Origin of the sequence: Rahnella woolbedingensis (assembly GCF_003602095.1) — a bacterium.
Taxonomy (GTDB): domain Bacteria; phylum Pseudomonadota; class Gammaproteobacteria; order Enterobacterales; family Enterobacteriaceae; genus Rahnella; species Rahnella woolbedingensis.
The window spans coordinates 1-26129 of record NZ_RAHH01000007.1 but is presented as its reverse complement, the minus strand read 5'-3'; the positions used below and the strand labels follow the sequence as shown (position 1 = coordinate 26129).

16 protein-coding genes and 2 pseudogenes are annotated in these 26129 nt (G+C 53.8%); 13 read left to right on the top strand and 5 right to left on the bottom strand.

Going from position 1 to position 26129, the window contains the following annotated elements:
* Nucleotides 1-128: 128 nt before the first annotated feature.
* The 6 genes from menF to menE are packed head-to-tail and all read left to right on the top strand — an operon-like array spanning nt 129 to nt 7181.
* Nucleotides 129-1466: an isochorismate synthase MenF gene (gene menF, locus D6C13_RS07015; RefSeq protein WP_120132089.1), complete on the top strand. Its 1338-nt coding sequence runs from the start codon at nt 129-131 to the stop codon at nt 1464-1466.
* 23 nt (nt 1467-1489) lie between these two features.
* A complete protein-coding gene (gene menD / locus D6C13_RS07010) occupies nt 1490-3163 on the top strand; it encodes a 2-succinyl-5-enolpyruvyl-6-hydroxy-3-cyclohexene-1-carboxylic-acid synthase (protein WP_120132088.1) in 1674 nt (557 codons plus the stop codon).
* Nucleotides 3160-3957, top strand: a complete 798-nt coding sequence (gene menH, locus D6C13_RS07005; protein WP_120132087.1) for a 2-succinyl-6-hydroxy-2,4-cyclohexadiene-1-carboxylate synthase — start codon at nt 3160-3162, stop codon at nt 3955-3957. Before menD ends, menH begins: the two co-directional genes overlap by 4 nt.
* Nucleotides 3944-4801, top strand: a complete 858-nt coding sequence (menB, locus tag D6C13_RS07000; protein ID WP_120132086.1) for a 1,4-dihydroxy-2-naphthoyl-CoA synthase — start codon at nt 3944-3946, stop codon at nt 4799-4801. The genes menH and menB overlap by 14 nt, the downstream gene beginning before the upstream one ends.
* The gene (gene menC, locus D6C13_RS06995; RefSeq protein WP_120132085.1) at nt 4801-5802 is read left to right on the top strand and encodes an o-succinylbenzoate synthase; all 1002 of its coding nucleotides are present in this window, start codon (nt 4801-4803) and stop codon (nt 5800-5802) included. Before menB ends, menC begins: the two co-directional genes overlap by 1 nt.
* Before the next feature lie 5 nt (nt 5803-5807).
* A complete protein-coding gene (gene menE / locus D6C13_RS06990) occupies nt 5808-7181 on the top strand; it encodes an o-succinylbenzoate--CoA ligase (protein WP_120132241.1) in 1374 nt (457 codons plus the stop codon).
* A gap of 66 nt (nt 7182-7247) precedes the next feature.
* Here menE and D6C13_RS06985 read toward each other — a convergent pair whose 3' ends face one another.
* Nucleotides 7248-8681 carry a catalase gene (locus D6C13_RS06985; protein ID WP_167457993.1) on the bottom strand — a complete coding sequence of 478 codons (1434 nt, stop codon included), beginning with the start codon at nt 8679-8681 and terminating at the stop codon, nt 7248-7250.
* 322 nt (nt 8682-9003) lie between these two features.
* Here D6C13_RS06985 and D6C13_RS06980 point away from each other — a divergent pair, with 322 nt between their 5' ends.
* Nucleotides 9004-9549 carry a YfaZ family outer membrane protein gene (locus D6C13_RS06980; protein WP_120132239.1) on the top strand — a complete coding sequence of 182 codons (546 nt, stop codon included), beginning with the start codon at nt 9004-9006 and terminating at the stop codon, nt 9547-9549.
* A 126-nt stretch (nt 9550-9675) separates the two neighbouring features.
* Nucleotides 9676-10881, top strand: a complete 1206-nt coding sequence (locus D6C13_RS06975) for a nicotinamide mononucleotide deamidase-related protein YfaY (protein ID WP_120132084.1) — start codon at nt 9676-9678, stop codon at nt 10879-10881.
* Nucleotides 10882-11482: 601 nt separating this feature from the next.
* On the opposite strand, the gene yfaE is transcribed toward D6C13_RS06975, so the two are convergent.
* The 4 genes from yfaE to ubiG form a co-directional block, all read right to left on the bottom strand.
* On the bottom strand, nt 11483-11743 hold the full coding sequence (yfaE, locus tag D6C13_RS06970; RefSeq protein ID WP_120132083.1) for a class I ribonucleotide reductase maintenance protein YfaE: 261 nt from the start codon (nt 11741-11743) through the stop codon (nt 11483-11485).
* A complete protein-coding gene (gene nrdB / locus D6C13_RS06965) occupies nt 11744-12874 on the bottom strand; it encodes a class Ia ribonucleoside-diphosphate reductase subunit beta (protein WP_120132082.1) in 1131 nt (376 codons plus the stop codon).
* 72 nt (nt 12875-12946) lie between these two features.
* Nucleotides 12947-15229 carry a class 1a ribonucleoside-diphosphate reductase subunit alpha gene (gene nrdA, locus D6C13_RS06960; protein WP_120132081.1) on the bottom strand — a complete coding sequence of 761 codons (2283 nt, stop codon included), beginning with the start codon at nt 15227-15229 and terminating at the stop codon, nt 12947-12949.
* 511 nt (nt 15230-15740) lie between these two features.
* Nucleotides 15741-16472: a bifunctional 2-polyprenyl-6-hydroxyphenol methylase/3-demethylubiquinol 3-O-methyltransferase UbiG gene (ubiG, locus tag D6C13_RS06955; protein ID WP_120132080.1), complete on the bottom strand. Its 732-nt coding sequence runs from the start codon at nt 16470-16472 to the stop codon at nt 15741-15743.
* Between the two features lie 259 nt (nt 16473-16731).
* On the opposite strand from ubiG, the gene gyrA reads away from it, so the two are divergent.
* From gyrA to D6C13_RS06935, 5 genes and pseudogenes are all read left to right on the top strand, one after another.
* Nucleotides 16732-19383: a DNA topoisomerase (ATP-hydrolyzing) subunit A gene (gene gyrA, locus D6C13_RS06950; protein WP_120132079.1), complete on the top strand. Its 2652-nt coding sequence runs from the start codon at nt 16732-16734 to the stop codon at nt 19381-19383.
* A 405-nt stretch (nt 19384-19788) separates the two neighbouring features.
* Nucleotides 19789-21039 (top strand): annotated as a pseudogene (locus D6C13_RS06945) (DUF2169 family type VI secretion system accessory protein).
* Nucleotides 21032-25309: a PAAR-like domain-containing protein gene (locus D6C13_RS06940; RefSeq protein WP_120132078.1), complete on the top strand. Its 4278-nt coding sequence runs from the start codon at nt 21032-21034 to the stop codon at nt 25307-25309. The pseudogene D6C13_RS06945 and the gene D6C13_RS06940 overlap by 8 nt, the downstream one beginning before the upstream one ends.
* Nucleotides 25293-25724 carry a hypothetical protein gene (locus tag D6C13_RS25460; RefSeq protein ID WP_147408174.1) on the top strand — a complete coding sequence of 144 codons (432 nt, stop codon included), beginning with the start codon at nt 25293-25295 and terminating at the stop codon, nt 25722-25724. Before D6C13_RS06940 ends, D6C13_RS25460 begins: the two co-directional genes overlap by 17 nt.
* Before the next feature lie 121 nt (nt 25725-25845).
* Nucleotides 25846-26129, top strand: a pseudogene (locus D6C13_RS06935) (transposase); the annotation flags it as partial.

The window sequence follows — 26129 nt, the reverse complement described above, 5'->3', positions numbered from 1 at the left end:
CTTGATCTGTCGCATATTTTCATTTTTCGTATCGCCGCATAATTCATCCGTAATTGATCCAACCCGTTTTTTGATCCAGAAGGGTATTTCTGCCCGTCACTAAACATCCGGTATGGCCCGAGGTAGCGGTGAAACAAATATCAGCAATCATTGAGCAGCTCGATGCAACGCTTGCAGGCGAATGGCCTGATACAGCGGGGATCCGGCAGTTCAGTTATTCTCTGCAAAAACAGCCAGACACCGGCCTGCTGGAATGGTTGTCTGCGCAACCCTGCTACCCGAAATTCTACTGGCAACAGCGTGACGGCAATGAAGAAGCTGCCGTTTGTGGCGATGCTTACGCTTTTGGCGATACCGCACAGGCGCAGGCCTTCATCCGTGAGCATCAGGATGTGCCTGATCTGCATATCTGGGGGCTGAACGCTTTCAACGGTGCCGACAATTCTGCTTTTGCGGCCAACGCACTCTTTCTCCCGCGCATCGAACTTTGCCGTCAGGGCACCCGCTACTGGCTACGCTGTACGCTTTTCAGTCCCCGCTCCTTACGTGAGGAAGCGCGCCGCACCCGTTTGTTCCTGCGATCCCTGGTCGCCAGTCAGGCTTTACCGCCGATCGCCTCCCGCGTATTACAGCACCAGCATTTACCGGCGCAGCCACAGTGGAACCAGCTGATTACCCGCGCACTGAACTGTATTGAAGAGCAGCAATTCGACAAAGTGGTGCTGGCACGCAAAACCACGCTGACCCTCAGTCAGCCGCTGAATGCCTGCGCATTTCTGGCCGCCAGCCGGGCGGTGAATCATCATTGTTATCACTTTATGCTGGCGTTCACGCCGCAACAGGCATTTCTGGGTTCCAGTCCGGAACGCCTGTTCCTGCGCAGCCACGACGAGCTTTATACCGAAGCGCTGGCAGGTACCGTCGCCAATGATCCGGATGATGATAAAGCACAGGATCTCGGTAACTGGTTGCTAAACGATGGCAAAAATCAGCGTGAAAACCTGCTGGTGGTGGATGACATTTGCCAGCGTTTGCAGGGCGGGGCGCAATCGCTCGATATCATGCCTGCTGAGATTTTACGTCTGCGCAAAGTACAGCATCTTCGCCGCAGTATTCATGGTGAACTGACAGAATCTGATGACGCCGGTTGTCTGCAACGCCTGCAACCTACGGCGGCTGTCGCCGGATTGCCGCGTCAGGCGGCCCGTGAATTTATCGCCGAATATGAACCTTTTGACCGCGAATGGTACGCCGGTTCTGCCGGTTACATTAGTGCTGAACAGACTGAGTTTACCGTCGCGCTGCGCTCTGCCGCGGTGAAAGGGCATCATCTGGAACTCTACGCCGGTGCCGGAATTGTCGCCGGTTCTGACGCTGCGCAGGAATGGCAGGAAATCGAAAACAAAGCCGCAGGTTTGCGTACTTTGCTGGAAGAGCACTACACGCCTGCCGTTCAGGCCGGATAATCCTTTGCCGGAGTGAGTTGACCATGTCTGTTGCCGTTTTTAACCGCCGCTGGGCGACGCTGCTCCTCGAAACCCTGACCCGCCATCAGGTGCAACACGTTTGTATTGCGCCAGGTTCACGCTCTACGCCGCTGACGCTCGCCGCAGCCGCGCATCCGCACCTTATCTGCCATACCCATTTTGATGAACGCGGCCTCGGCCATCTGGCGCTCGGTCTGGCAAAAGCCAGCGGACAGCGCGTGGCGATCATTGTTACCTCAGGCACTGCGGTAGCCAATCTTTATCCGTCGCTGATCGAAGCCGGGCTGACCGGTGAAAAGCTGGTACTGCTCACCGCCGACCGCCCGCCGGAACTCATCGACTGCGGTGCCAATCAGGCCATCCGCCAGACCGGCATGTTCGCCGGTCATCCGGTACAGACGCTGGATTTGCCGCGTCCGACACCGGAAATCAGCGCCCGCTGGCTGGTCTCTGCGCTGGATAATACGCTGGCGCAGCAGACGCACGGCGCGGTGCATATTAACTGTCCGTTCGCCGAACCGCTTTATGGCGAAGACAGCGGTGAACATCAGGACTGGCTGGAACAGCTGGGCGACTGGTGGCAGGGGCATCAGCCCTGGCTGAATTACCCGCCGGTTGAGCATACAAACGTACAGCCAGACTGGTTTTCATGGCGGCAAAAGCGCGGCGTGATTATTGCGGGACGCATATCCGCACAGGAAAGTGAGTCAGTCGCCCGCTGGGCAGAACAACTTGGCTGGCCGCTGCTCACTGACGTTCAGGCATCTACCGGTAATCCGCTTTCCTGTGCCGATTTATGGCTGGCCTCACCGCAGGCGCAAGCCGTGCTGGCACGCACTCAGCTGGTTATTCAGTTTGGTGGCGGCCTGACCGGTAAACGTTTACTGCAATGGCAGGCGGCGTGCGAACCCGACGAATACTGGCTGATTGATACGCTGCCCGGCCGACAGGATCCGGCGCAGCACCGGGGTCGTCGTATTCAGGCGGATGTCACAGGCTGGTTGCAGGCACATCCGGCGCAGCCGCAGCCTGACTGGGCGGAAGAGCTTGTGTCCTGTTCACAACGCGCCAGAGATGCGGTGAAAACGCATCTTGAAGGGACTTTTGGAGAGGCCGCCGCCGCATGGCAGATTCCGGCATTATTGCCCCCGCACGGTCAGTTATTCCTTGGCAACAGCCTGATTGTCCGGCTGGTGGATGCGTTTGCAAAACTGCCTGCCGGTTATCCCGTTTTCGCCAATCGCGGTGCCAGCGGTATTGATGGTCTGCTTTCCACCGCCGCGGGCGTGCAGCGCGCGACCTGCAAACCGACGCTGGTGCTGCTCGGTGATATCTCCGCGCTTTATGATTTAAATGCGCTGGCGCTGATGCGTCAGTGCTCTGCGCCGACGGTTATTATGGTGGTGAACAACAATGGCGGGCAGATTTTTTCGCTGTTGCCGACGCCGGAAGCCGAGCGCCAGCGGTTTTACTGTATGCCGCAGAATGTCAGTTTCAGTCATGCGGCGGCAATGTTTGGTCTCGATTATGCCTGTCCGGCATCAATGTCTGCGCTACAGGAGGCAGTGACCGAATGCTGGCAGCATGGCGGTGTGAAACTCATTGAACTGAGAGTCAGCGAGACGCACGGAGCAGAATGCCTGCGTGCGCTGGTCCGCGAGGTCAGTGCATCATGACGCTGGCCTGTACTTCTTTAAATGCCGGAGTCACAGGCCGCCCGTGGCTGGTTTTCCTCCACGGTCTGCTGGGCAGCGCGGCGGACTGGCAGCCTTTACAGGCGTCCCTCGCCAGCTGGCCTTGTCTGTTTATCGATTTACCGGGGCACGGGCGTTCAGCGTCTTTAACCGCCGCCGGTTTTGCGGATGTCAGTCAACTGCTGACGGAGACTTTGCATCAGCAGGGGATCACATCCTACTGGCTTATTGGCTATTCGCTCGGCGGACGCATCAGCCTGTATCACGCCTGTCAGGGGGACAGCAGCGGATTGCAGGGCGTGCTGGTCGAAGGTGCGCATCCGGGGCTGACCTGTCAGGCCGAACGCGCGCAACGCCGTCATCACGATCAGCAATGGGCGACGCGTTTTTTGCAACTGCCGTGGAAACAGGCGCTTGCCAGCTGGTACCGTCAGCCGGTGTTTTCCAGCCTGACCGACGAACAGCGTCAGCAACTGATTTTGCTGCGTGAAAACAATAATCCTCATACGGTCGCCGCGATGCTTACGGCGACATCGCTGTCGGTGCAGCCCGATTTGCGCGGGGAACTGCATAAGCTTTCGCTGCCGCTTGTCTGGCTGTGCGGCAGTCATGACACCAAATTTATCCATCTCGCGCAGCATTCCGGTTTCGGACTGCGCACTGTCGCCAATGCCGGGCATAACGCCCACCGTGAAAATCCGGCGGAATTTGTCCGTCAGGCGCTGGCATTGATTACTTCACCTGTCTTAAAGGACGTTGCACATGATTTATCCTGATGAAAAAGAACTTTACGCGCCGGTCGAATGGCGTGACTGCACCGGTGAGTTTGAAGATATCCGTTATCACAAATCCACCGATGGCATCGCTAAAATCACCATCAACCGTCCTCAGGTGCGTAATGCATTCCGCCCGCTGACGGTGAAGGAAATGATCCGCGCCCTTGATGATGCCCGCAACGACGAAGGTATCGGTGTGATCGTGCTGACCGGTGAAGGCGAAAAAGCCTTCTGCGCCGGTGGCGACCAGAAAGTCCGTGGCGACTACGGCGGCTATCAGGATGCCAGCGGTGTGCATCACCTGAACGTACTGGATTTCCAGCGCCAGATCCGCACCTGTCCTAAGCCGGTTGTCGCGATGGTGGCCGGTTATTCCATCGGCGGCGGCCACGTGCTGCATATGATGTGCGATCTGACCATTGCGGCAGATAACGCCATCTTTGGCCAGACCGGCCCGAAAGTCGGATCCTTCGACGGCGGCTGGGGCGCATCTTATATGGCGCGCATCGTCGGGCAGAAAAAAGCCCGCGAAATCTGGTTCCTGTGCCGTCAGTATGATGCCAAAGCTGCGCTGGAAATGGGGCTGGTGAACACCGTGGTTCCGCTGGCAGAACTGGAAAAAGAAACCGTACGCTGGTGTCGTGAGATGCTGGAAAACAGCCCGATGGCGCTGCGTTGTCTGAAAGCCGCTCTGAATGCCGATTGTGACGGTCAGGCGGGTCTTCAGGAACTGGCGGGTAACGCCACTATGCTGTTCTACATGACCGACGAAGGTCAGGAAGGCCGTAACGCGTTTAACGAAAAACGTCAGCCGGACTTCAGCAAATTTAAGCGTAATCCCTAATGCGCCGCGCCACGGTGTACCGGTACAGCCTGCCGATGGAAGCTGGCGTGGTGCTGCGCAATCAGCGTCTGAAAACCCGCGACGGGCTGCTGGTTTCATTGTGGCAGGATGATAAAACCGGCTGGGGTGAGATTGCGCCGCTGCCCGGTTTTAGTCAGGAGGATTTGCCCCAGGCGCAGGAAGCTGTTCAACATGCGTTGAGTCAGTGGATGCAGGGCGCTTCCCTGGCCGCTCTCGCCTCGGCATTCAGCACGTTGCCTTCGGTGGCGTTCGGACTGAGCTGTGCCGATGCAGAACTGCGCGATGAACTGCCGCAGGTGCTGAGTACGCGCTGTGCGCCTTTGTGCCACGGCGATCCGAACGAACTTTATGCACGACTCGGAGGATTGCCCGCAGATGCGCATGGCCGGAAAGTCGCGAAAGTAAAAGTCGGACTCTACGAGTCGGTCGGTGATGGGCTGAACGTCAGCATGCTGCTGGAAGCTTTGCCGGATTTGCATCTGCGCCTCGACGCTAACCGCAGCTGGTCGCCGGTAAAAGCCGAAGGATTTGCCCGCCACGTCCCGCCGGAACTGCGATCCCGTATCACGTTTATCGAAGAACCCTGTCTGACCCGCGAACAGTCCCGTGACTTTGCCCGTCTGACCGGTATCGCGATTGCCTGGGATGAAAGCGTGCGCGAAGCCGGTTTTACCGTGCAGGCTGAGCCGGGTGTGGCAGCGATTATCATTAAACCCACGCTCACCGGCAGTCTGATGCGTTGCCGTCAGCTGATAGCCCAGGCGCACGCCGCCGGACTGGAAGCGGTGATCAGCTCATCGATTGAATCCAGTCTGGGGCTGACCCAGCTGGCACGTATCGCGCAGTGGCTGACGCCGGATGCCGTTCCCGGTCTGGATACGCTGGATCTGATGCAGGCGCAGCTGGTTCGCCGCTGGCCGGATTCGCCATTACCTCTGACCGATGTTTCCGCGCTGGAGATTGTATGGCAGAGCCAATAGACAGTATGGCAGAGCCAATTATGACGGACTGGCCGTGGCGTCAGTGGTCTGCCCAGACTCCTTTTGCGGTGGCGCTTAAAGCCGGGGACGTCAGCTGGTGCTGGTGTGATTTACAGCATCGTGTTGATTCGCTGGCCGCCGGATTTATTGCTCAGGGCGTGACAGAAGGCGCCGGCGTGGTGCTGCGCAGTAAAAATAATCTGGATGCGCTGCTGAGTTATCTGGCGCTGTTGCAGACCGGCGCGCGCTTATTGCCGCTCAATCCGCAACTTCCTCAGGCGTTATGCGACGAACTGCTTTCTCAGCTCGATATTGATTTTATGCTAGACCTCGCTGAACCGGCACTTAGTCTGAACATCCCCGCGCTCACGCTGCAAAATGCCTGGTCTGTCAGCGCCGTCGCGTGGCAGCCGGATCGCATTGCAACGCTGACGCTGACCTCCGGCTCTTCGGGGTTACCTAAAGCGGCTGCGCATACCCTCGCCGCCCATCTGGCCAGTGCGGCGGGCGTGCTCGGGCTTATCCCTTTCACACAGAACCACAGCTGGCTGCTCTCTTTACCGCAATTCCATGTTTCCGGACAGGGCATCATCTGGCGCTGGCTGCTTGCCGGAGCGACGCTGGTGCTGGCCGATGGACAACCCTTTGAAGCGGCATTGCAGGAATGCAGCCATGCCTCACTGGTGCCGACCCAGCTCTGGCGTCTGCTCAAAAGCCCGTCGCTGCCAGAAAAATTGAAAGATGTGTTGCTCGGTGGCGCGCAGATCCCGCCGGAATTGACCGCACAGGCGGAAAGCGCGGGGATCCGCTGCTGGTGCGGATACGGCATGACTGAAACGGCGTCTACCGTGACCGCAAAGCGTGCCGATGGATCTGCGGGCGTCGGGCTGCCGCTCAGCGGGAAAGACATCAACATCGTCAGTCAGGAAGTGCTGATCCGCAGCGACAGTCTGGCCTGTGGTTACTGGAAAAAGGGTGCGCTGACGCCGGTAGTCAGTACTGACGGCTGGTTACATACCCGTGACCGGGGAGAATGGCGTGATGGCGAACTGCTGATCGCCGGACGGCTGGATAATCTCTTTTTCAGCGGCGGGGAAGGGATACAGCCTGAAGATATCGAGAAAGTGCTGGTGAGTCATCCGCAGGTTTCTCAGGCGTTTGTCGTGCCGGTAGAAGATGAGCAGTTTGGTCATCGTCCCGTCGCTGTTCTCGAAGCGCAGGTCGGACTGCTGTATGAGGAACTTAATCTCTGGCTGAGCAGCAAGATCCCGCGTTTTCAGTTGCCGGTGGCCTATCACCCGTTGCCCGAAATGCTCGCTCAGGGCGGGATTAAAATCTCGCGTGCCAGCGTCCGTCAATGGATAGACAGGCTTTCGTAACGCCTGCTTGTGAAAACAAAAAAGGGCCGCACATAGCGGCCCTCGTCATTTCTGAAAGTCAGAAAATCAGTCTTTCAGGGCTTTCTCAACGCCAGCGCCATAGGCCGGGCAGACCTTATAGAACAGCGCCACCTGACGTGCCTGCGTGTCTGGCGACGCATGTTTCAGCTCACTGGCAATACGTGCAAACATACGCTGATGTTCGGCTTCAGACAGCAGATTGAACAGTAAACGCGGCTGGGTGAAGTAATCGTCATCTTCACGGTGATTCCAGTGGTCGGCCGCGCCTTCAATGCTCAGTGGCGGTTCGCTGTAATCAGGTTGTTCCTGGAACAAACCGGCATTATTCGGTTCATACGTTACGCCGTTGCCGCTGTTGCCATCCACACGCATTGCGCCGTCACGATGATAATTATGGAACGGGCATTTTGGTGCGTTAACCGGGATCTGATGATGGTTCACGCCCAGACGATAGCGGTGCGCATCACCATAGGAGAACAGACGTCCCTGCAACATGCGATCCGGCGAGAAACCGATGCCCGGCACCACGTTAGCCGGGCTCATTGCCACCTGTTCCACTTCGGCAAAGTAGTTTTCCGGATTACGGTTCAGCTCGAATTCACCCACTTCAATCAGCGGATAATCGCTGTGCAGCCAGACTTTGGTCAGGTCAAACGGGTTGTACGGCAGTTTTGAGGCATCCGCTTCCGGCATGATTTGCACGAACAGTTTCCAGCGCGGGAAATCACCGCGTTCAATCGCTTCGTATAGGTCACGCTGGGAGCTTTCACGGTCGGTGCCCACCAGTTTTTCGGCTTCATCATCCATCAGGTTTTCAATACCCTGCTGGCAGCGGAAGTGGAATTTCACCCAGAAGCGTTCGTTTTCTGCATTGATAAAGCTGAAGGTATGGCTGCCGAAACCGTGGATATGACGGTAAGACGTTGGCAGACCGCGATCGCTGACGTCGATGGTCAGCTGATGCAGGGCTTCCGGCAGATGAGAGAAGAAGTCCCATTTATAGGCAGGATTGCGCAGATTGGTGCGCGGGTCACGTTTAACCACGTGGTTCAGGTCAGGGAATTTCAGCGGGTCGCGCAGATAAAATACTGGCGTATTGTTACCGACTAAATCCCAGTTGCCTTCTTCAGTGTAAAACTTCATCGAGAAACCGCGGATATCACGTTCTGCATCCGCCGCGCCGCGCTCACCGGCCACCGTTGAGAAACGGATAAACATGTCAGTTTGTTTACCGATTTCTGAGAAGATCTTCGCGCGGGTATAGGAGGTAATATCGTGGGTCACAGTAAACGTACCGTGAGCGCCGGAACCTTTCGCGTGCATACGACGCTCAGGGATCACTTCCCGGTCGAAATGCGCTAATTTCTCAAGAAACCACACGTCCTGCAAAAGCAACGGTCCGCGGCGACCCGCAGTAATAACGTTATTATTATCGACGACGGGCGCGCCAGCGGCGGTGGTTAATCCTTTCTTAGTCATAATAATTTCCTTCAATTATGGATTTTGAAACGTACGTGCGAGGGAAAAAACGAATCTATTTATGTCCTTATCAGCGGGTTGCTTCCCTAAGTCAAACTTACTCTACTGCATTAGTAATAAACCCTATATTGATCATGGGCAAATAGGTGGGAGTTATTAATTCAACGGGAAAACTTCATTTCATCAATGAAAACGATGTTTCTTACAATTTTCACTCATGAGATGAATGTTTAAAGTTCCAAAAAGTTGTTACAGCAGAGTAAATTGCTTTAGACTTCGTGCGGAAGATTTAATGTCGTTTAGCTATTATTTGGGAAAAATAATGAAAAAGATCCTTGTCGCTGGCGCAGCCGCCAGCCTGATGTTTGCCGCCGCTTCTGCAAATGCAATCAGTGTTAACGGTGAAGTTGGCGAACACTACACACACCTGGGCGTGGGCTTTGGTACCACTTCTCCGGGGCTGGCGCTGAGCGGTGAATGGACTCATAACGACGACGACGGCGATGTGGCTGGCCTGGGTTTAGGTTACAACATACCTTTAGGCCCGTTCATGGCGACCATTGGCGGTAAAGGCTTATATACCAATCCGAAAGATGGCGACGAAGGTTATGCTGCCGCGCTCGGCGGTGGTCTGCAATTGCCAGTTGCAAAAATATTCAGCCTGTACGGTGAGTATTACTATTCTCCGGACTCCCTCTCCAGCGGAATTGGCAGCTACACAGAAGCTAACGCGGGCGTGCGTCTGACCGCAATCCCGCTGGTTACCGTGAGCGTGGGTTACCGCTACATGTCCATGGACGGTAAAGACGGCAACCGCGACAACGTGGTGGCAGACGGCGCGTATCTGGGCGGCGCCATCAATTTCTGATTCTGTCAGAAACAACATCTCAAGGCTCGCATTCGTGCGGGCCTTTTTGTTTTCTGCTCCGGGGAGATTGTTTTTCTGCCCCAGCCTTTCTACAGTGGAATGACAAAAAACCAGAAGGAGAACGGGATGCTTAGGGTTGAGATGCTGAGTACGGGTGATGAAGTGCTGCACGGCCAGATTGTGGATACCAATTCGGCGTGGCTGGCGAATTATCTGTTCGAACAAGGTTTACCGATGACCAGTCGTGAAACCGTGGGCGACAGTCTGGATGCGCTGGTAGCGGTTCTTGAAGAACGCAGTCATATCGCCGATGTGCTGATTGTGAACGGCGGTCTGGGTCCAACGACTGACGATTTAAGTGCGCTGGCAGCGGCGAAAGCCTGTGGGGTGGAACTGGTAGAAGATGCCGGATGGATTGAAACCATGCAGGCGTTTTTCAACGAGCGCGGTCGTCCTATGGCCGAATCCAACCGCAAACAGGCGCAGATCCCGGCCAATGCCGAACTGCTGGATAATCCGGTTGGCACCGCCTGCGGATTTAGCGTGAAGCTCAACCGCTGTCAGATTTTCTTCACTCCAGGTGTGCCTTCAGAATTTAAAGTGATGGTGGAAAAGCAGATCGTTCCGCGTCTGCATAAACAATTCCCGGCTCTGGAAGCGCCGTTGTGCCTGCGCCTGACCACTTTTGGTCGTGGTGAAAGTGATCTCGCGACTGAGCTGGATAAACTTGAACTGCCGGAAGGCGTGGTGATGGGCTACCGTTCTTCATCGCCGATTATCGAGCTGAAAGTTACCGGCCCGCGCTCTGAGGAAGCCGCGATGCACAAAGCGTTTGAGCGCGTGCGTGAAGTGGCGGGGGAGAGCACGATTTTCGAAGGACCGGGCAGTCTTCCGGATCGCCTGGCAGAGCGTCTGCTGGCGCAGGATATGCGTCTGGCGGTCAGTGAAAGTTTCACCGGTGGCTTACTGAACTGGCGTCTGCAAAGCGCAGGCGTTCCGCTGGTCAGCGGCGAATTATTGCCTCAGGGCGATGAAGCCTCGCCGGAGAAATCTCTCGAAGGCTTGCTGGCACGTGCGCAGAATCTGGCCGAAACCACCGGCGCGCAGCTGGCGCTGGCGGTTGGGGCATTATCAGGTGAACAACTCAGTCTGGCGCTGCACACGCCTTCAGGAACCAGCGGGTTAACCATCCGCTATACCGCGACGCGGCACGGGTTGACGTTAAGACAGGAGACTATCGCGATGGTGGGGATGGATATGTTGCGGCGGTATCTGAACGGGTGGGATCCGGTAGCGGAATATCCCTGGCTGGATCGGGTAGCTAAGGTTTAGCTTTTACAAAAGCCAAGTCAACACCTTGGGTTTGCCGCCCAAACCGGCCTTAAGAGGCGCCTATCGCCGCGCCTCTTAAGAATCTCCGGCTCTTCTACTGCGCGCTCCGCTCGCTGGCTATGTTTCAGTTACCGCAGTGACAGGCTGGAAATCTTGCCGCAGCGCGGTGCCTTCATTTCGGGATTGCAGCCTTTGGTCTGCAACCTCTCATTCAGCAAGCTTTCTGAAACGCCCGTACGATCTTAAATTCAAAAGCAGACTGTTTGCCTCTTTTAAAAAAGTTGATTGGCGTGATCAAAATTCAGCTGAACGGAGCGGCTTCGAGACCATCGGCTCGAAGACCGAGAGAAGGCAGTGCGAAGCACCTGGATTTGCGCCACTCACTATTGCGCCGGAACATGTCCGTCGTACCTGCGACAGCGCGCAGTGAAAGAGCCCGGGGTTCTTAGGGGTGGCGGCGATAAGCCACCCCTAAGGCCAGTGTGGGTGGCAACCCACGGTGTTGATCTTAAGGTCAGTTTGGGCTGCGAGCCCAATGTCTTGATGTTGAAGGCTAAAAGCTAAAAGCTAAAGGCTAAAGGCAGGCATGGGCAGCAGCCCACTAAAACTCAATCTCAATATCCCCAACCGGCATGCAACAGCACGGCAAAATCTCACCGTCAGAGATGAAAGCTAAAGGTTTATCACTGTACTCAACGGTGCCGTTGATAAGTTTCATCCGGCACGATCCGCAATAACCTTCCCGGCACTGGTATTCCACTTCAACCTGATGATGTTCAAACACTTCCAGCAAGTTCCGGTGTTCTGACTTACAGGCCAGTTGCTGGCCGTTTGCCGAAAGTGTGATAGTTCTTTCCGCCATTTACAGCTCGAAATCACTCAGATCGTCGGCGTGAACTTCAGAGTCAATCTGACCGACCAAATAGGAGCTGACTTCCACTTCCTGCGGCGCAACCTGCACGTTGTCGGATACCAGCCAGGCGTTGATCCACGGGATTGGGTTAGAGCGGGTTTTGAACGGCGCGTCCAGACCCACGGCCTGCATACGGATGTTAGTGATGTACTCAACGTACTGGCACAAAATATCTTTGTTCAGGCCGATCATCGAACCGTCTTTGAACAGATATTCTGCCCAGTCTTTCTCCTGCTGTGCTGCGAGCACGAACAAATCGTGACATTCCTGCTGGCATTCTTTGGCGATTTCCACCATTTCAGGGTCGTCCTGGCCTGAACGCAGCAGGTTCAGCGCGTGCTGGGTACCGGTCAGATGCAACGCTTCATCACGGGCGATCATCTTGATGATTTTCGCGTTGCCTTCCATCAGTTCACGTTCGGCGAACGCAAATGAACAGGCGAAGCTGACGTAGAAGCGCACGGCTTCCAGCGCGTTCACGCTCATCAGACAGATGTAGAGTTTTTTCTTCAGCTCACGCAGATTAACCACGACAGTTTTGCCGTTCACCTGATGCGTGCCTTCGCCCAGCAGATGGTAGTAGCTGGTCATCTCAATCAGCGTGTCGTAATAACCGGAGATGTCTTTCGCGCGCTTGAGGATTTCTTCGTTGGTGACGATATCGTCAAACACAATCGCCGGATCGTTCACGATGTTGCGGATGATATGCGTGTATGAGCGCGAGTGGATAGTCTCTGAAAACGCCCAGGTTTCGACCCAGGTTTCCAGTTCCGGAATTGAGATCAGCGGCAGCAGCGCCACGTTCGGGCTGCGACCCTGGATGGAATCGAGCAGCGTCTGATATTTAAGGTTGCTCAGGAAGATGTGCTTTTCGTGATCCGGCAACGCCTGGAAATCGATACGGTCGCGGGAAACGTCGATCTCTTCCGGACGCCAGAAGAAGGACAGCTGTTTTTCGATCAGTTTTTCAAAGATTTCATGCTTCTGCTGGTCGAAACGCGCAACGTTAACCGACTGGCCAAAGAACATTGGCTCAAGAAGCTGATCGTTTTTATTCTGGGAAAAAGTACTGTAGGCCATAACTTCCTCGAAATTCTCGGCAAAAACCCCCTGACGGGGGTTTTGAATAATATGTTTAATTAAAACAGACGATTAGATTTTGCAGGCACCGCTTTCGCAGTCGTCAGCCACTTCGGCTTTCATGTCTTCCTGTACATCGTCAGCACCGTCACGGGTGTTCTGATAGTACAGAGTTTTCACGCCAAATTTGTAGGCAGTCAGCAAGTCTTTCAACAATTGCTTCATCGGCACTTTGCTGTTCGGGAAGCGCGAAGGGTCGTAGTTGGTATTAGACGAAATCGCCTGGTCGATGAATTTCTGCATCACGCCAACCAGTTGCAGGTAACCGTCGTTGTTGGGCATATCCCACAGCAGTTCGTACTGATCTTTCAGACGCTCATACTCAGGCACCACCTGACGCAGGATCCCGTCTTTCGACGCTTTGATACTGATGTGACCGCGTGGTGGCTCAATGCCGTTGGTGGCATTGGAGATCTGCGAAGACGTCTCAGAAGGCATCAGTGCGGAAAGCGTGGAGTTACGCAGACCGTGCGTTTTGATGTTTTCACGTAGCGTATCCCAGTCCAGATGCAGCGGCTCGTTGCAAATTGCATCCAGGTCTTTCTTGTACGTATCCACCGGCATGATGCCTTTGGAATAGGTGGTTTCGTTGAACCACTGACACGCGCCTTGCTCTTTCGCCAGTTCGTTCGAGGCTTTCAGCAGGTAATATTGAATGGCTTCGAAGGTTTTGTGCGTCAGGTTGTTCGCGCTGCCATCGGAATAACGCACGCCGTTTTTCGCCAGATAGTAAGCGTAGTTAATGACGCCAATACCCAGAGTACGGCGACCCATCGCACCACGTTTAGCGGCTTTGATCGGATAATCCTGATAATCGAGCAGGGCGTCGAGGGCACGAACTGCCAGCACAGCCAGTTCTTCCAGGTCGTCAAGGCTTTCGATAGCGCCGAGGTTGAAGGCAGACAGCGTACACAGCGCGATTTCGCCGTTTTCGTCGTTCACATCGTCCAGCGGTTTGGTTGGCAGCGCGATTTCCAGACACAGGTTGGACTGGCGAACTGGCGCAATAGCCGGATCAAACGGGCTGTGGGTGTTGCAGTGGTCGACGTGCTGAATATAGATACGCCCGGTTGATGCACGTTCCTGCATCATCAGGGAGAACAGTTCAACCGCTTTCACTTTCTGCTTACGGATGCTGGCGTCCTGCTCGTATTTCTCATACAGGCGCTCGAACTCTTCCTGATCGGCAAAGAACGCATCGTACAAGCCAGGGACGTCAGACGGGCTGAACAGCGTAATGTCGCCGCCTTTTACCAGACGCTGATACATCAGTTTGTTGATCTGCACGCCGTAGTCCATATGACGGACGCGGTTGCCTTCAACACCACGGTTGTTTTTCAGAACCAGCAGGCTTTCGACTTCCAGATGCCACATCGGGTAGAACAGCGTTGCTGCACCGCCACGAACGCCGCCCTGAGAACAGGATTTCACGGCGGTCTGGAAGTGTTTGTAGAACGGGATACAACCGGTGTGGAACGCTTCGCCGCCGCGGATCGGGCTACCCAGCGCACGGATGCGACCGGCGTTGATGCCGATACCGGCACGTTGGGAAACGTATTTCACGATGGCGCTGGACGTGGCATTGATAGAATCCAGGCTGTCGCCACATTCGATCAGAACACAAGAACTGAACTGACGGGTCGGAGTACGCACGCCGGACATAATCGGCGTAGGCAAAGAAATTTTGAAGGTAGAAATCGCGTCGTAGAAACGTTTGATGTAATCCAGACGGGTTTCGCGCGGGTAGCCGGAGAACAGGCAGGCCGCGACCAGAATGTAGAGGAACTGCGCACTTTCGTAGATATCGCCGGTCACACGGTTCTGTGCCAGATACTTCCCTTCCAGCTGCTTCACCGCGGCGTAAGAGAAATTCATGTCGCGCCAGTGGTCAATAAAACTGTCCATCAGCTCGAACTCTTCAGCCGTGTAGTCTTCCAGCAGATGTTTATCGTATTTACCCATTTCAACCATACGCGTGACCTGGTCGATCAGTTTTGGTGGTTCAAACTGGCCATAGGCTTTTTTACGCAGATGGAAGATAGCCAGACGTGCAGCCAGATATTGGTAATCCGGTGCATCTTTCGAGATCAGGTCAGCCGCTGCTTTGATAATGGTTTCATGAATATCAGCGGTTTTGATCCCGTCATAGAACTGGATGTGTGAACGAAGTTCTACTTGAGAAACTGATACGTTTTGAAGACCTTCCGCTGCCCAGTCAATGACACGGTGGATTTTATCAAGGTTGATGCGTTCTGTGCGGCCATCACGTTTAGTTACAAGCAGACTTTGGTTCATTCGGGGCGATACCTCAAAGGTTTATAAAGGGTCTGAACTATCCACGCCAAACGCGCGCGGCAGCACAAGGTGTCCCTAGTGTGCTGGTCAGGATATAAACACAATATATTGTGGGTTTGTTATTTTCTGATGACAAGATAGTGACTGAATGGCCCTTTTGCAAGTGAACAAAATGGCCTGTTTTGTGGATAAGTTGGGGAGAATTTTCTGAGCCCAGCCTGAAGAGTCCGCCATTGCTGGCGCGGTAAACCTGTCAATATCTGAGATACGATTTTCTTATATTTTTAATAAAGGTGATCGACTGCCGGTTTATTAAACGTTAGAAAAAAACGCTATATTGATCTGAATAACTATTCTAAAAAAACATGTTGCGACGACCGAGGTGACCAACGCCCTAAAAACTAAGGTTTAAGTAAAATTCAGGGCAGGGAGGTCAGGACAAACTTTGAGAGTTTCAGCCCGGAAAGCATCTTCCGGGCTTGACGACAGAGAGGTTTTAACGCAACAGCGTTCAGGCTTTATCTTCTGCCTGAGTGTGGATCATGTAATTGACGTCGACGTTCGGGCCCAGTTTGAAATGGTCAGTCAGCGGGTTGTAGTGCAGCCCCATAATGTGACGCTCGAACAGCGATGTGCGGTCAATCATGCCCAGCAATTCAGAAGGCTTGATGAATTTTTTAATGTCGTGTGTGCCTTTTGGCACCATCTTCAGCACATATTCTGCGCCGAAAATCGCCATCAGCCAGGCTTTGTTGTTGCGGTTGATGGTGGAGAAGAACACATGACCGCCGGGTTTCACCAGACGCGCACAGGCGGCGACGACAGAAGCCGGATCCGGTACGTGCTCAAGCATTTCCATGCAGGTGACGACATCATATTGTTGCGGGTGTGCCTGGGCATGCGCCTCAACAGTTTCCTGCACGTATTCGACTTTCACACCACTTTCCAGCGCATGTAAACGCGCGACCTGCAACGGCTCGCCGCCCATGTCCAGCCCTGTCACCGTTGCGCCTGCCACCGCCATGCTCTCACTCAAAATGCCGCCGCCACAGCCGACGTCGAGGACATTCTTACCGAACAGGCCATCGGCGCGTTCGAGAATGTAGTTCAGACGCAACGGGTTGATACGGTGTAGCGGTTTGAATTCACCTTCCAGATCCCACCAGCGTGAGGCGACGGCCTCAAATTTGGCGATTTCTTCATGGTCGATGTTTTGCGGTATGGCGGACGGTGTGGTTGTCATGAGCGTGTGGAACTCCTTATTTCCTGATAAGCGGATTATACATATTCCGTCTGGTTTGGTTCAGTTTTGTCGTTATGGTTAAGGTTTGTACGAAATGAACGGGTTTGCGCAAAGGTTTGAATCACGTTGGATAATAGTACGCAAAAGGGGGCGGTTGTTTTCCACGTTTCTCTGGTTTGTGGTATAGTTTTACACCTTTGCGCTATATATGCCTACGTGGGCAGCGGCCATGAATAATCAGTAGAGGGATAGCAGCTCCATGAGCGACCTTGCCAGAGAAATCACACCGATTAACATCGAAGAAGAGCTGAAAAACTCTTATTTGGATTATGCGATGTCCGTTATTGTCGGACGTGCGTTGCCAGATGTGCGCGATGGTTTGAAACCGGTGCACCGCCGCGTACTTTTCGCAATGAATGTCCTCGGTAACGACTGGAATAAAGCCTATAAAAAATCGGCCCGTGTGGTCGGTGACGTTATCGGTAAATATCACCCGCACGGTGATACCGCGGTTTATGACACCATCGTTCGTATGGCTCAGCCTTTCTCACTTCGCTATATGCTGGTGGACGGGCAGGGTAACTTCGGTTCAGTGGATGGCGACTCAGCAGCCGCCATGCGTTACACCGAAATCCGCATGTCAAAAATTGCTCACGAATTGCTGGCAGATTTAGAAAAAGAAACTGTCGATTTCGTGCCAAACTATGACGGCACAGAACAAATTCCTTCTGTTATGCCAACGCGCATTCCTAACCTGCTGGTTAACGGCTCGTCAGGCATCGCGGTGGGTATGGCGACGAACATTCCCCCGCATAACCTCACCGAGGTTATCAATGGTTGTCTGGCGTTCATTGAAGATGAAAACATCAGCATTGAAGGGCTGATGGAACACATCCCGGGGCCAGACTTCCCGACAGCGGCAATCATCAACGGTCGTCGTGGTATCGAAGAAGCTTACCGTACCGGCCGTGGCAAGATTTATATCCGTGCCCGCGCTGAAGTGGAAGCGGATGCGAAAACCGGCCGCGAAACCATCATTGTTCACGAGATCCCGTATCAGGTGAACAAAGCCCGTCTGATCGAAAAGATCGCCGAGCTGGTGAAAGAAAAACGCGTTGAAGGTATCAGTGCGCTGCGTGATGAGTCTGATAAAGACGGCATGCGTATCGTCATTGAAATCAAACGTGACGCCGTGGGTGAAGTGGTTCTGAACAACCTGTATTCCCTGACGCAGTTGCAGACTTCTTTCGGTATCAACATGGTGGCACTGCACCAGGGTCAGCCGAAAATTCTCGGTCTGAAAGAAATCCTGTCTGCGTTCGTTCGCCACCGCCGTGAAGTCGTCACACGCCGTACTATCTTCGAACTGCGCAAAGCGCGTGACCGTGCTCATATCCTCGAAGCACTGGCGATCGCGCTGGCAAATATCGATCCGATCATTGAACTGATCCGTGCTGCACCGACGCCGGCTGAAGCGAAAGCGGGCCTGGTCGCGCGTTCATGGGATCTGGGCAACGTTTCTGCCATGCTGGCAAGCGCCGGTGATGACGCCGCGCGTCCGGAATGGCTGGAATCACAGTTTGGTATTCACGACGGCAAATACTTCCTGACTGAACAACAGGCGCAGGCCATTTTGGATCTGCGCTTGCAGAAACTGACCGGTCTTGAGCACGAAAAACTGCTGGATGAATACAAAGAGCTGCTGGTGCAAATCGCCGAGCTGCTGTTCATCCTGTCCAACCCTGACCGTCTGATGGAAGTCATTCGTGAAGAACTGGAAGCGATCCGCGATCAGTACAACGATCCGCGTCGTACCGAAATCACTGCTAATACGTCTGATATCAACATCGAAGACCTGATCAATCAGGAAGATGTTGTAGTGACCCTGTCGCATCAGGGCTACGTGAAATATCAGCCTCTGACCGATTACGAAGCGCAGCGTCGCGGCGGTAAAGGTAAGTCAGCAGCACGTATTAAAGAAGAAGACTTCATCGACCGTCTGCTGGTGGCGAACACCCATGACACCATTCTGATGTTCTCAAGTCGCGGACGTTTGTACTGGATGAAAGTCTATCAGTTGCCGGAAGCCAGCCGCGGTGCCCGTGGTCGTCCTATCGTCAACCTGCTGCCGCTTGAGCCAAACGAACGTATTACCGCCATTCTGCCAGTACGCGAGTACGAAGAAGGCCGCCATGTGTTCATGGCAACCGCCAGCGGTACCGTTAAGAAAACTGCACTGACCGATTTCAGCCGTCCGCGCAGCGCCGGCATCATTGCCATCAACCTCAACGAGGGTGATGAGCTGATTGGTGTTGACCTGACTGATGGTAAAGATGAAGTCATGCTGTTCTCTGCCGCCGGTAAAGTGGTGCGCTTCTCTGAAGAAGCGGTCCGCTCAATGGGCCGTACGGCGACGGGCGTTCGCGGTATCCGTCTGGGCGAAGGCGACAGCGTGGTGTCCCTGATTATCCCACGCGGTGACGGTTGTATTCTGACTGTGACTGAAAACGGCTTCGGTAAACGTACTGAATCTGCCGAATATCCAACCAAATCCCGCGCAACGCAGGGCGTTATCTCGATCAAAGTGAGCGAGCGTAACGGACCAGTGATTGGCGCGATCCAGGTTGATGAAGCGGATCAGATCATGATGATCACCGACGCCGGTACGCTGGTGCGTACCCGTGTTTCTGAAGTGAGTACTGTTGGCCGTAACACCCAGGGTGTGACGCTTATCCGTACCGCAGACGATGAGCACGTGGTCGGCCTGCAACGTGTTGCAGAACCGGTAGAAGATGAAGAGCTGGATGGCGTAGCCACCGAAGCGGGCGAACTGGAAGCGGCACAAGCAGCCGACCTGCCAGACGACGCAGAAAGTGAAGACGATCAGCCAGCTGACGACGAAGAAGAATAAGTTTTCTTAGTTTGAGAACCCAAAGTAATTGGAATTGCATTAAGGCAGCAAGCGAGTGAATCCCGATGAGCTGACGTTGGTCAGTGATTCGGGTGAAAAAGTGAAGCTAACGCAAAGGCAATTTCAAGTATGAAGGGTAAAGGGCATAACATGGCAACGTGTTATGCCTTTTTTATTTACTCTCCTTAATAGCGTCTGATATTCAGCTCATAAATAATAATAACCCTCATTATATAACGGGCTGTTTTAATGTTTGCGGTATTTGCATAATTAGTGCTATTTATTCTCTGCTTATGTCATTCGCTCTCCTGAAATGGATTAAATCCTTTTACTATTAACATCATTTTCTATGGCGTTAATAAAGCTTCATCTTTTTAAGATGAATGTTTAAGGAAGAAGCCACAAATGGAATTTCGTAATCTGACGCCCTTTGCGGCGATGCAATTCCGGATGCTTGATCGGGAAGATAATGAAAACTACGTTATCGTGATGAAGGTGGGTTACCGCCTGGAGTCGGATGGCCGCGGAGGCTATCGCGTCAGGGTGCGGGACGATGATGCAGTAAGGCTCTGCGCTCAGGATGAGTATCAGGGCGCAGTAAATAAATCCTCAGTTATCGAAGAAAGCGATCTCTCACCGTTTAAACCTGCCTGCGATGTCATTATTAATGGAACGGCTTGCGCAAAGGAATTAGCACCTGTAGTAAGTAAAAACGTTAATGTGATTATTAATAATGCCAGCGGTGTTCCTCTTTTAGAAAAACAATTAAACATTACCGGAAAATGTTATTTCCAAAAAAATGAAATAACGAACTCATGGTCAATAACGCAGCCTGAACCATTTATTCATCAGCCGGTTATTTGGGAGGCGGCATTCGGCGGCGAGTGCAGAATTGATGAAAAGGAAGACGGTGCTGATTCTGTTCCCAAAGCCGACCGTCTGACTGATATTCAGAAAGTCGGTCATCCGGATTCAGAACATGCACCGCTGGCGCATAAGGTCTGCTAGGGTAATCCGCTTGGTAAAGGATTTATTACCGCCTGGTACGCGCGGGTGAAACGCCCTGACCGGTATCCTGCACCGCAAATCACCGATCCCCGTTATCCGATAACCGCTGCGGATTTCGCCTCAATGATCAGCGGTAATGCAGACTTATCGGCACCGCAATTCCAGCCTGCCGGATTAGGTTTTACCGGGCGCGCCTGGCAACCGCGCCTGAGCAAAGCAGGCACTTACGACGATGTATGGCTGAAAGAAAGACATCCCAATCTTCCTCATGATTTTGATTTTCACTACTGGAACGCTGCGCCGGCTGACCAGCAAATACCCTATCCCAGGTTACCGCTGTCTGTGGCGTTGCAGGGTTTTTCCCCTGAGGGCGAAATACGTTTCTCTCTCCCCGGCCACGAGGCGTTCGTTCTGCTGCGCATGAATGACGGAATGCTGCTTCCCCACGCAATGAATCTCGACACGCTACACGTCGACGCCGACAAACTCGAAGTCACACTTTGCTGGCGTTTTCTGCTGCCCGTAGCCGCGCCGGTTCGGGTAATTGAAGCGCGATACGAAACTGAACCTGAAAAACTGCTGGAAAAGCTGTTCGGTTTTTCAATGCCAGCAGGGACAAACAACAAGGAGGTGCCCGCTCATGGCTGAGAATTATATGGCGCGTAAAGACGGGCGGTGGATGGTGGTCTGCCTGTCCCCGGATGTCTGTAAAACCCCGATGGGCCCCTCTACGCCGCCCATTCCTTATCAGGTAACCGCAAGCCTGGGCAATGCGGTGCAGGAGGTTAAAAAGGTCAAAGCCAATGGTTGTCCGGTCGTCGTACTGGACCAAAGTTTTATCCCCACCACCCAAGGGGATGAACCCGGCGTCGCGAAAGGCATAAAAAGCGGTACCGTGGGTGACAAATGCGAGCCGATGGAACACAGCCAGACCGTAAGTGTGGGCGGTAAACCTATACTGCGCCACGGCGATAAATTCTGGATGAATGATAAAAACACCACCGGAATAATCGTCGGTCAGCCGCCAACTCCCAATATTGCGGTGGACGAAATCAGCTCAGCAGTGGAAAAGGAAACCTCAGAAGAAAAGGAATCTGACGATAGGAATAAGGGGACGCTACCTGACAGTGTATGGTTCGGTGCATTTCTGGCGGCTGGTGCGCTTCGAAACGGCAGTCCAGAGTCTTATGAAGTCATTGCACAATCAGCTGGCCCGAATACGTTGAAAGGTTTTCAGAAGGCCATGGAGAATGATTATGTTTTTATGGCTGCAGCTATTGTTATCGGTGGTGCGGTCAGTGGTAAAAAAAAGAAAAAATCTGGCAGGGTGGTTACCAAAGAAAACTCTGTTCCTTCTGCTAACTCCTATCCGCCACGTCCTGCCAGTTTTAGCGACGGTGGCAAGGTCAAATTTAAAACCGACGGCGACGGTAAAGCCTCCACCAGCAAACACGATGACCCTACGGTTTCTGACAATAAAGAGGGCAATTTCAGCGATACATGCAGTGTCAAAGGCGAACCTGTTGACGTTGCGACCGGCGATTTTTTGCAAAATCTGCAAGTTATTGACCTGCCCGGTACGCTGCCACTCAGGCTAAACCGGGTTTATCGTTCCCGCGCATCCGCCAGCGGCGTTTTCGGTAATAAGTGGGCGGATAACTGGTCCCATTCATTGTTGCTTGATGATAAAGAAATCCATTTCACCACCGAAGAAGGTTCGGCGCTCAGTTACTATTCCTCCGCTGAAAAAGATCGGGTTGAGGGGATAAACCTGCACCAGGCCCATCTGCGTCTTTCCGGTTCCCGCAGCGGTAGCCTGTTTGTCTTCAATCTACGGACGCAACAGACGCTGTGTTTCGACCCGCAGCCTGGCAATCGTCGCCGGCTTTCCTCCTTGCGCGACCGCGCTGGCAATCATATCAACTTTGCTTATCAGAACGATCATCTGACCGCCCTGATGCACAGCGACGGCTACCGTGTCGAGCTGGAATGGCGAGACGAGAAACTCACCAAAATCTTAAGGGTGGACGGCCTTGAACGCCGTTGGCTGGCAAAGTGCCATTACACTGAAGCCGGCCTGCTCGCCGATTGCGACACTTTTCAGTTCACGCATCTGTATCACGAGTACGACACGCGCGGCTTCATGACCCGCTGGCGTGACACGGATAAAACCGACGTCAGCGTTCAATATGATGCCAAAGGCCGCGTAACCAGCACGCAGGCGGAAGGCGGTTATTACCGTGATCGCTTCATCTACGACGACGCTAATCGCACCACCACGTATCTCGACAGCGAAGGCGGCAGAACGCTTTTTGAGTACAACGTTTTCGGGCTGGTCACAAGTGAAACAGATCCGCTTGGGCGCGTCACGCAAACGCGCTGGGACCGGGGCAATAAAGTCAGTGAAACCGACCCGCTCGGCCGGCAAACCCGTTACCGCCACAATCCGCAAGGGCTGATCACTCACGTCTACCGCGCGGGCGGCGACGTCACGCAATATCATTACGATGAACACGGGCTGGTTATCCGCCTGACCCAACCCGACGGCGGCGAGTGGTTATTCACCCGTAATGCGCAGGGAAAAACGCTCAGCCAGACCGATCCGCAGGGGCGGGTTGAGCATTTTGAATACAGTCAGCAAGGGCTGCTGACTGCGGATATCCGGCCTGATGGCGCAACGCAGCGCTACGTCTGGAATGCGTCACACCAGCTTAGCCAGATGATTGCCCCGGATGAGGCGACAACCCACTTATCTCAGGACATTTTTGGGCGCCTGCAAAGCGCCACCGATGCACTGGGGCAGACCACCCGCTATACCCTTAGCGAGGAGCACGCGGGTTTGCAGGGCAGCGTGACAGCCGTTCATTTGCCCGATGGGGTGACGCAGCGAACGAGCTACGACGGGGAAAGGCGTCCGGCCACCGTAACCGACGGCGAAGGGAAAACGACGAGTTACACCTACGGCGCGTTCGATTTGCTGCACACACTGACCCGGCCGGACGGCCATCAGCTCCATTTTGCCTACGATTCGCTGACCCGGCTGAATCAGGTGACTAACGCCACCGGCGACATCTGGCATTACGAGCGCGACGCCGCCGGGCAGTTGGCTCGCGAAACTGATTTCACCGGTCGCGTCACCGACTACCGTTATGACGCAGCCGGACGTCGGATCCTGGCGCGTCATGCCGATAGTCGCGTGGTGCGCTGGCAGTGGTCGGTGCGCGATGAGTTATTGCGCGAAGACATCTGGCAGGAAGAGGCAAAACAGTCTTCGCTGCTCGCCACCACGGTCTATGCGTACGACCCTCAGGGCCGGCTCATTCTGGCGCAAACTGATGATGCGACGGTGGAGTTTGAGTACAACGCCGCAGGTGATGTGACGTGCGAACGCCTTAACGGGCGTGAAGTGGTGCATCAACACGACGAACAAACGCGCCGGCCGGTTTCCCGCAGCACGGCTACCGGCAAACTTGCTTACGAGTACGACGTCAGCGGCAGGCTGACCCGCTTGCAGGCGGGGGATTTTGCACCGTTGCAGATGGAATACGACAAACTGGGACGCGAGAACCAGCGTCATACTGCGGCGGGATTTATACAGTCTCAGGGGTATTCCCCGACGGGGATGCTGGAGGCACAAACGGCAGGCCGGAACTCTGCAATAAACCGTCGCTGGGCGTACGACGGCGCCTATAACGTGAAGCGCATCGACGATAGCCGCTGGGGGACGTCGTACTATCACGTCAACAGTAACGATCAGATAGTTCATGCCGAACAAAAAGGCACCCGGCCTCTGCTGGAGCTGTTCCAGTACGACGCCGCTTTAAACATTATCGGGCATCAGCAGCGCCGGGGTGATGATGATGTTCCGCCGGAGCGGAGCAATCAGACGCGACAGGCAGGCCGGGTTATCCGCCGTGGCAACGGGGAATACCGTTACGACAGCGTCGGAAGGCTGGCGGAAAAGCGCACCGAAATACCGGGATATCGCCCGCAGGTGTGGCGCTACCGCTGGGACGCCAACAGCCAGATGCGCGGCCTTGTCACCCCGGACGGCGAGCAGTGGCACTACCGCTATGACGCTTTTGGTCGGCGGATAAGTAAGCGACGTCAGGAGACCACGCGAAGCAAACTGGCGGGTTATGATTATTTATGGAGCGGCGATCAGCTTATCGAAGAGACGCCGGTTTATGCCGACGGCACCCCGGCGTATGAAGAAAGCATTCACTGGCTGTATGAACCGGGGGCATTAACGCCCGCCGCACGCCGTGAAAAAGGCCAGCTGCATTATGTGGTCAGCGACCACATGGGGACGCCGCGTGAATTACTGACGGAGAAAGGGGATGTCGCCTGGGCCAGCCGGCTGAGCACGTGGGGAGACGCCACCCGCTACCGACCGGCGGCCAACGATGATAAACTGAGCTGTAACCTGCGCTTCGCCGGACAATACGCCGACGAAGAATCGGGATTGCATTACAACCGCCATCGTTACTATGATAGCGAGACAGGGCAATACCTGATCCCGGACCCGATAGGGCTGGCTGGGGGGATTAATCCTTACGGGTATGTGCATAACCCGCTGGGGTGGGTTGATCCGCTGGGGCTGGCTGGGAAGGATTGTTGTGAAACAAGGAAAAATTCAGCAGGAAATGACGTTATTCGGCGTTATGTAAGTAGTCAGGATGATTTACTTGCTGAAGCGGAAAAGGCTGCGGGGGGTAATCTTGATTCGTTTGATAATTACAAACCTGATTGGTATCAAAGCAGCGACGGAAAACGAAAAATAGAATGGAATCCTTATGGACATGCTAATACTAATGAAGGTCCTCACGTGACTATACGAGACTATGATGGGAGACGTTACCCTGTTAAGGACAAAATATTTATTGAGGGCAGAGATGTATATGATGGGAAATTCTAACTTTCGGATACTAAATTGGGATGAGTCCAGTAGAGTATTAAAAAATGTGATTGGATGTGAACCAAGGCAGTTGGCAAATATTAGTCACTCTGAAAAAAATAAACCATTATATTGTAAGAGAATCAATGGCTGGCAGCATTTTAACGATGAGGGGGTTTTTGCTATTATAAATGGATCTCTGTATCTGGAATCTGATGTGTATATAATTTGTGATATATCATACTCCCAATGTAAAGGAGTTTTTCATCTAAAGTCATCAGAAGTTTCTGCGTATGTTTCTAACTATTATGATACTTTCGGTGAATATCTTTTTGAAGATGATGTGTATTTTATTTTTCCCAAAAATAAGAAATTACTAGTTTACCAGTACGAAGGTTATCATATGCTGTATTCATTACCTCTTACTCATCTATAAGTAGCAACAATGACATCCTGAATGGCTTTGTTGAATAAATCGAACTTTTGGCCGTAGTCAGGATCAGATCACCACGCTCCTAATCCTGCAGCGATATCACGTGGCAAAATAAAAGTTCAAAATCACCAACTGGGCTACCTACAGCAAGGCACTCATCAATCGGGGCTCACCGACATTCTGGCTTGATGAGTCGGCCATTCAGGCCTGATATGTCGGGCCCAACACGTCTTCACGTGGTCGTCCGCAACGTTATTCTCAGCTCGCTATTACCACCGTACTGATGCTCAAACGCATCTTTCGCCTCACGCTGCGCGCCGCGCAGGGATTTATTGATTCCATTTTTACCCTGATGAAGCTTCCACTCCGGTGCCCAGATTACTCCTGCGTCAGCAGACGGGCCAGGTC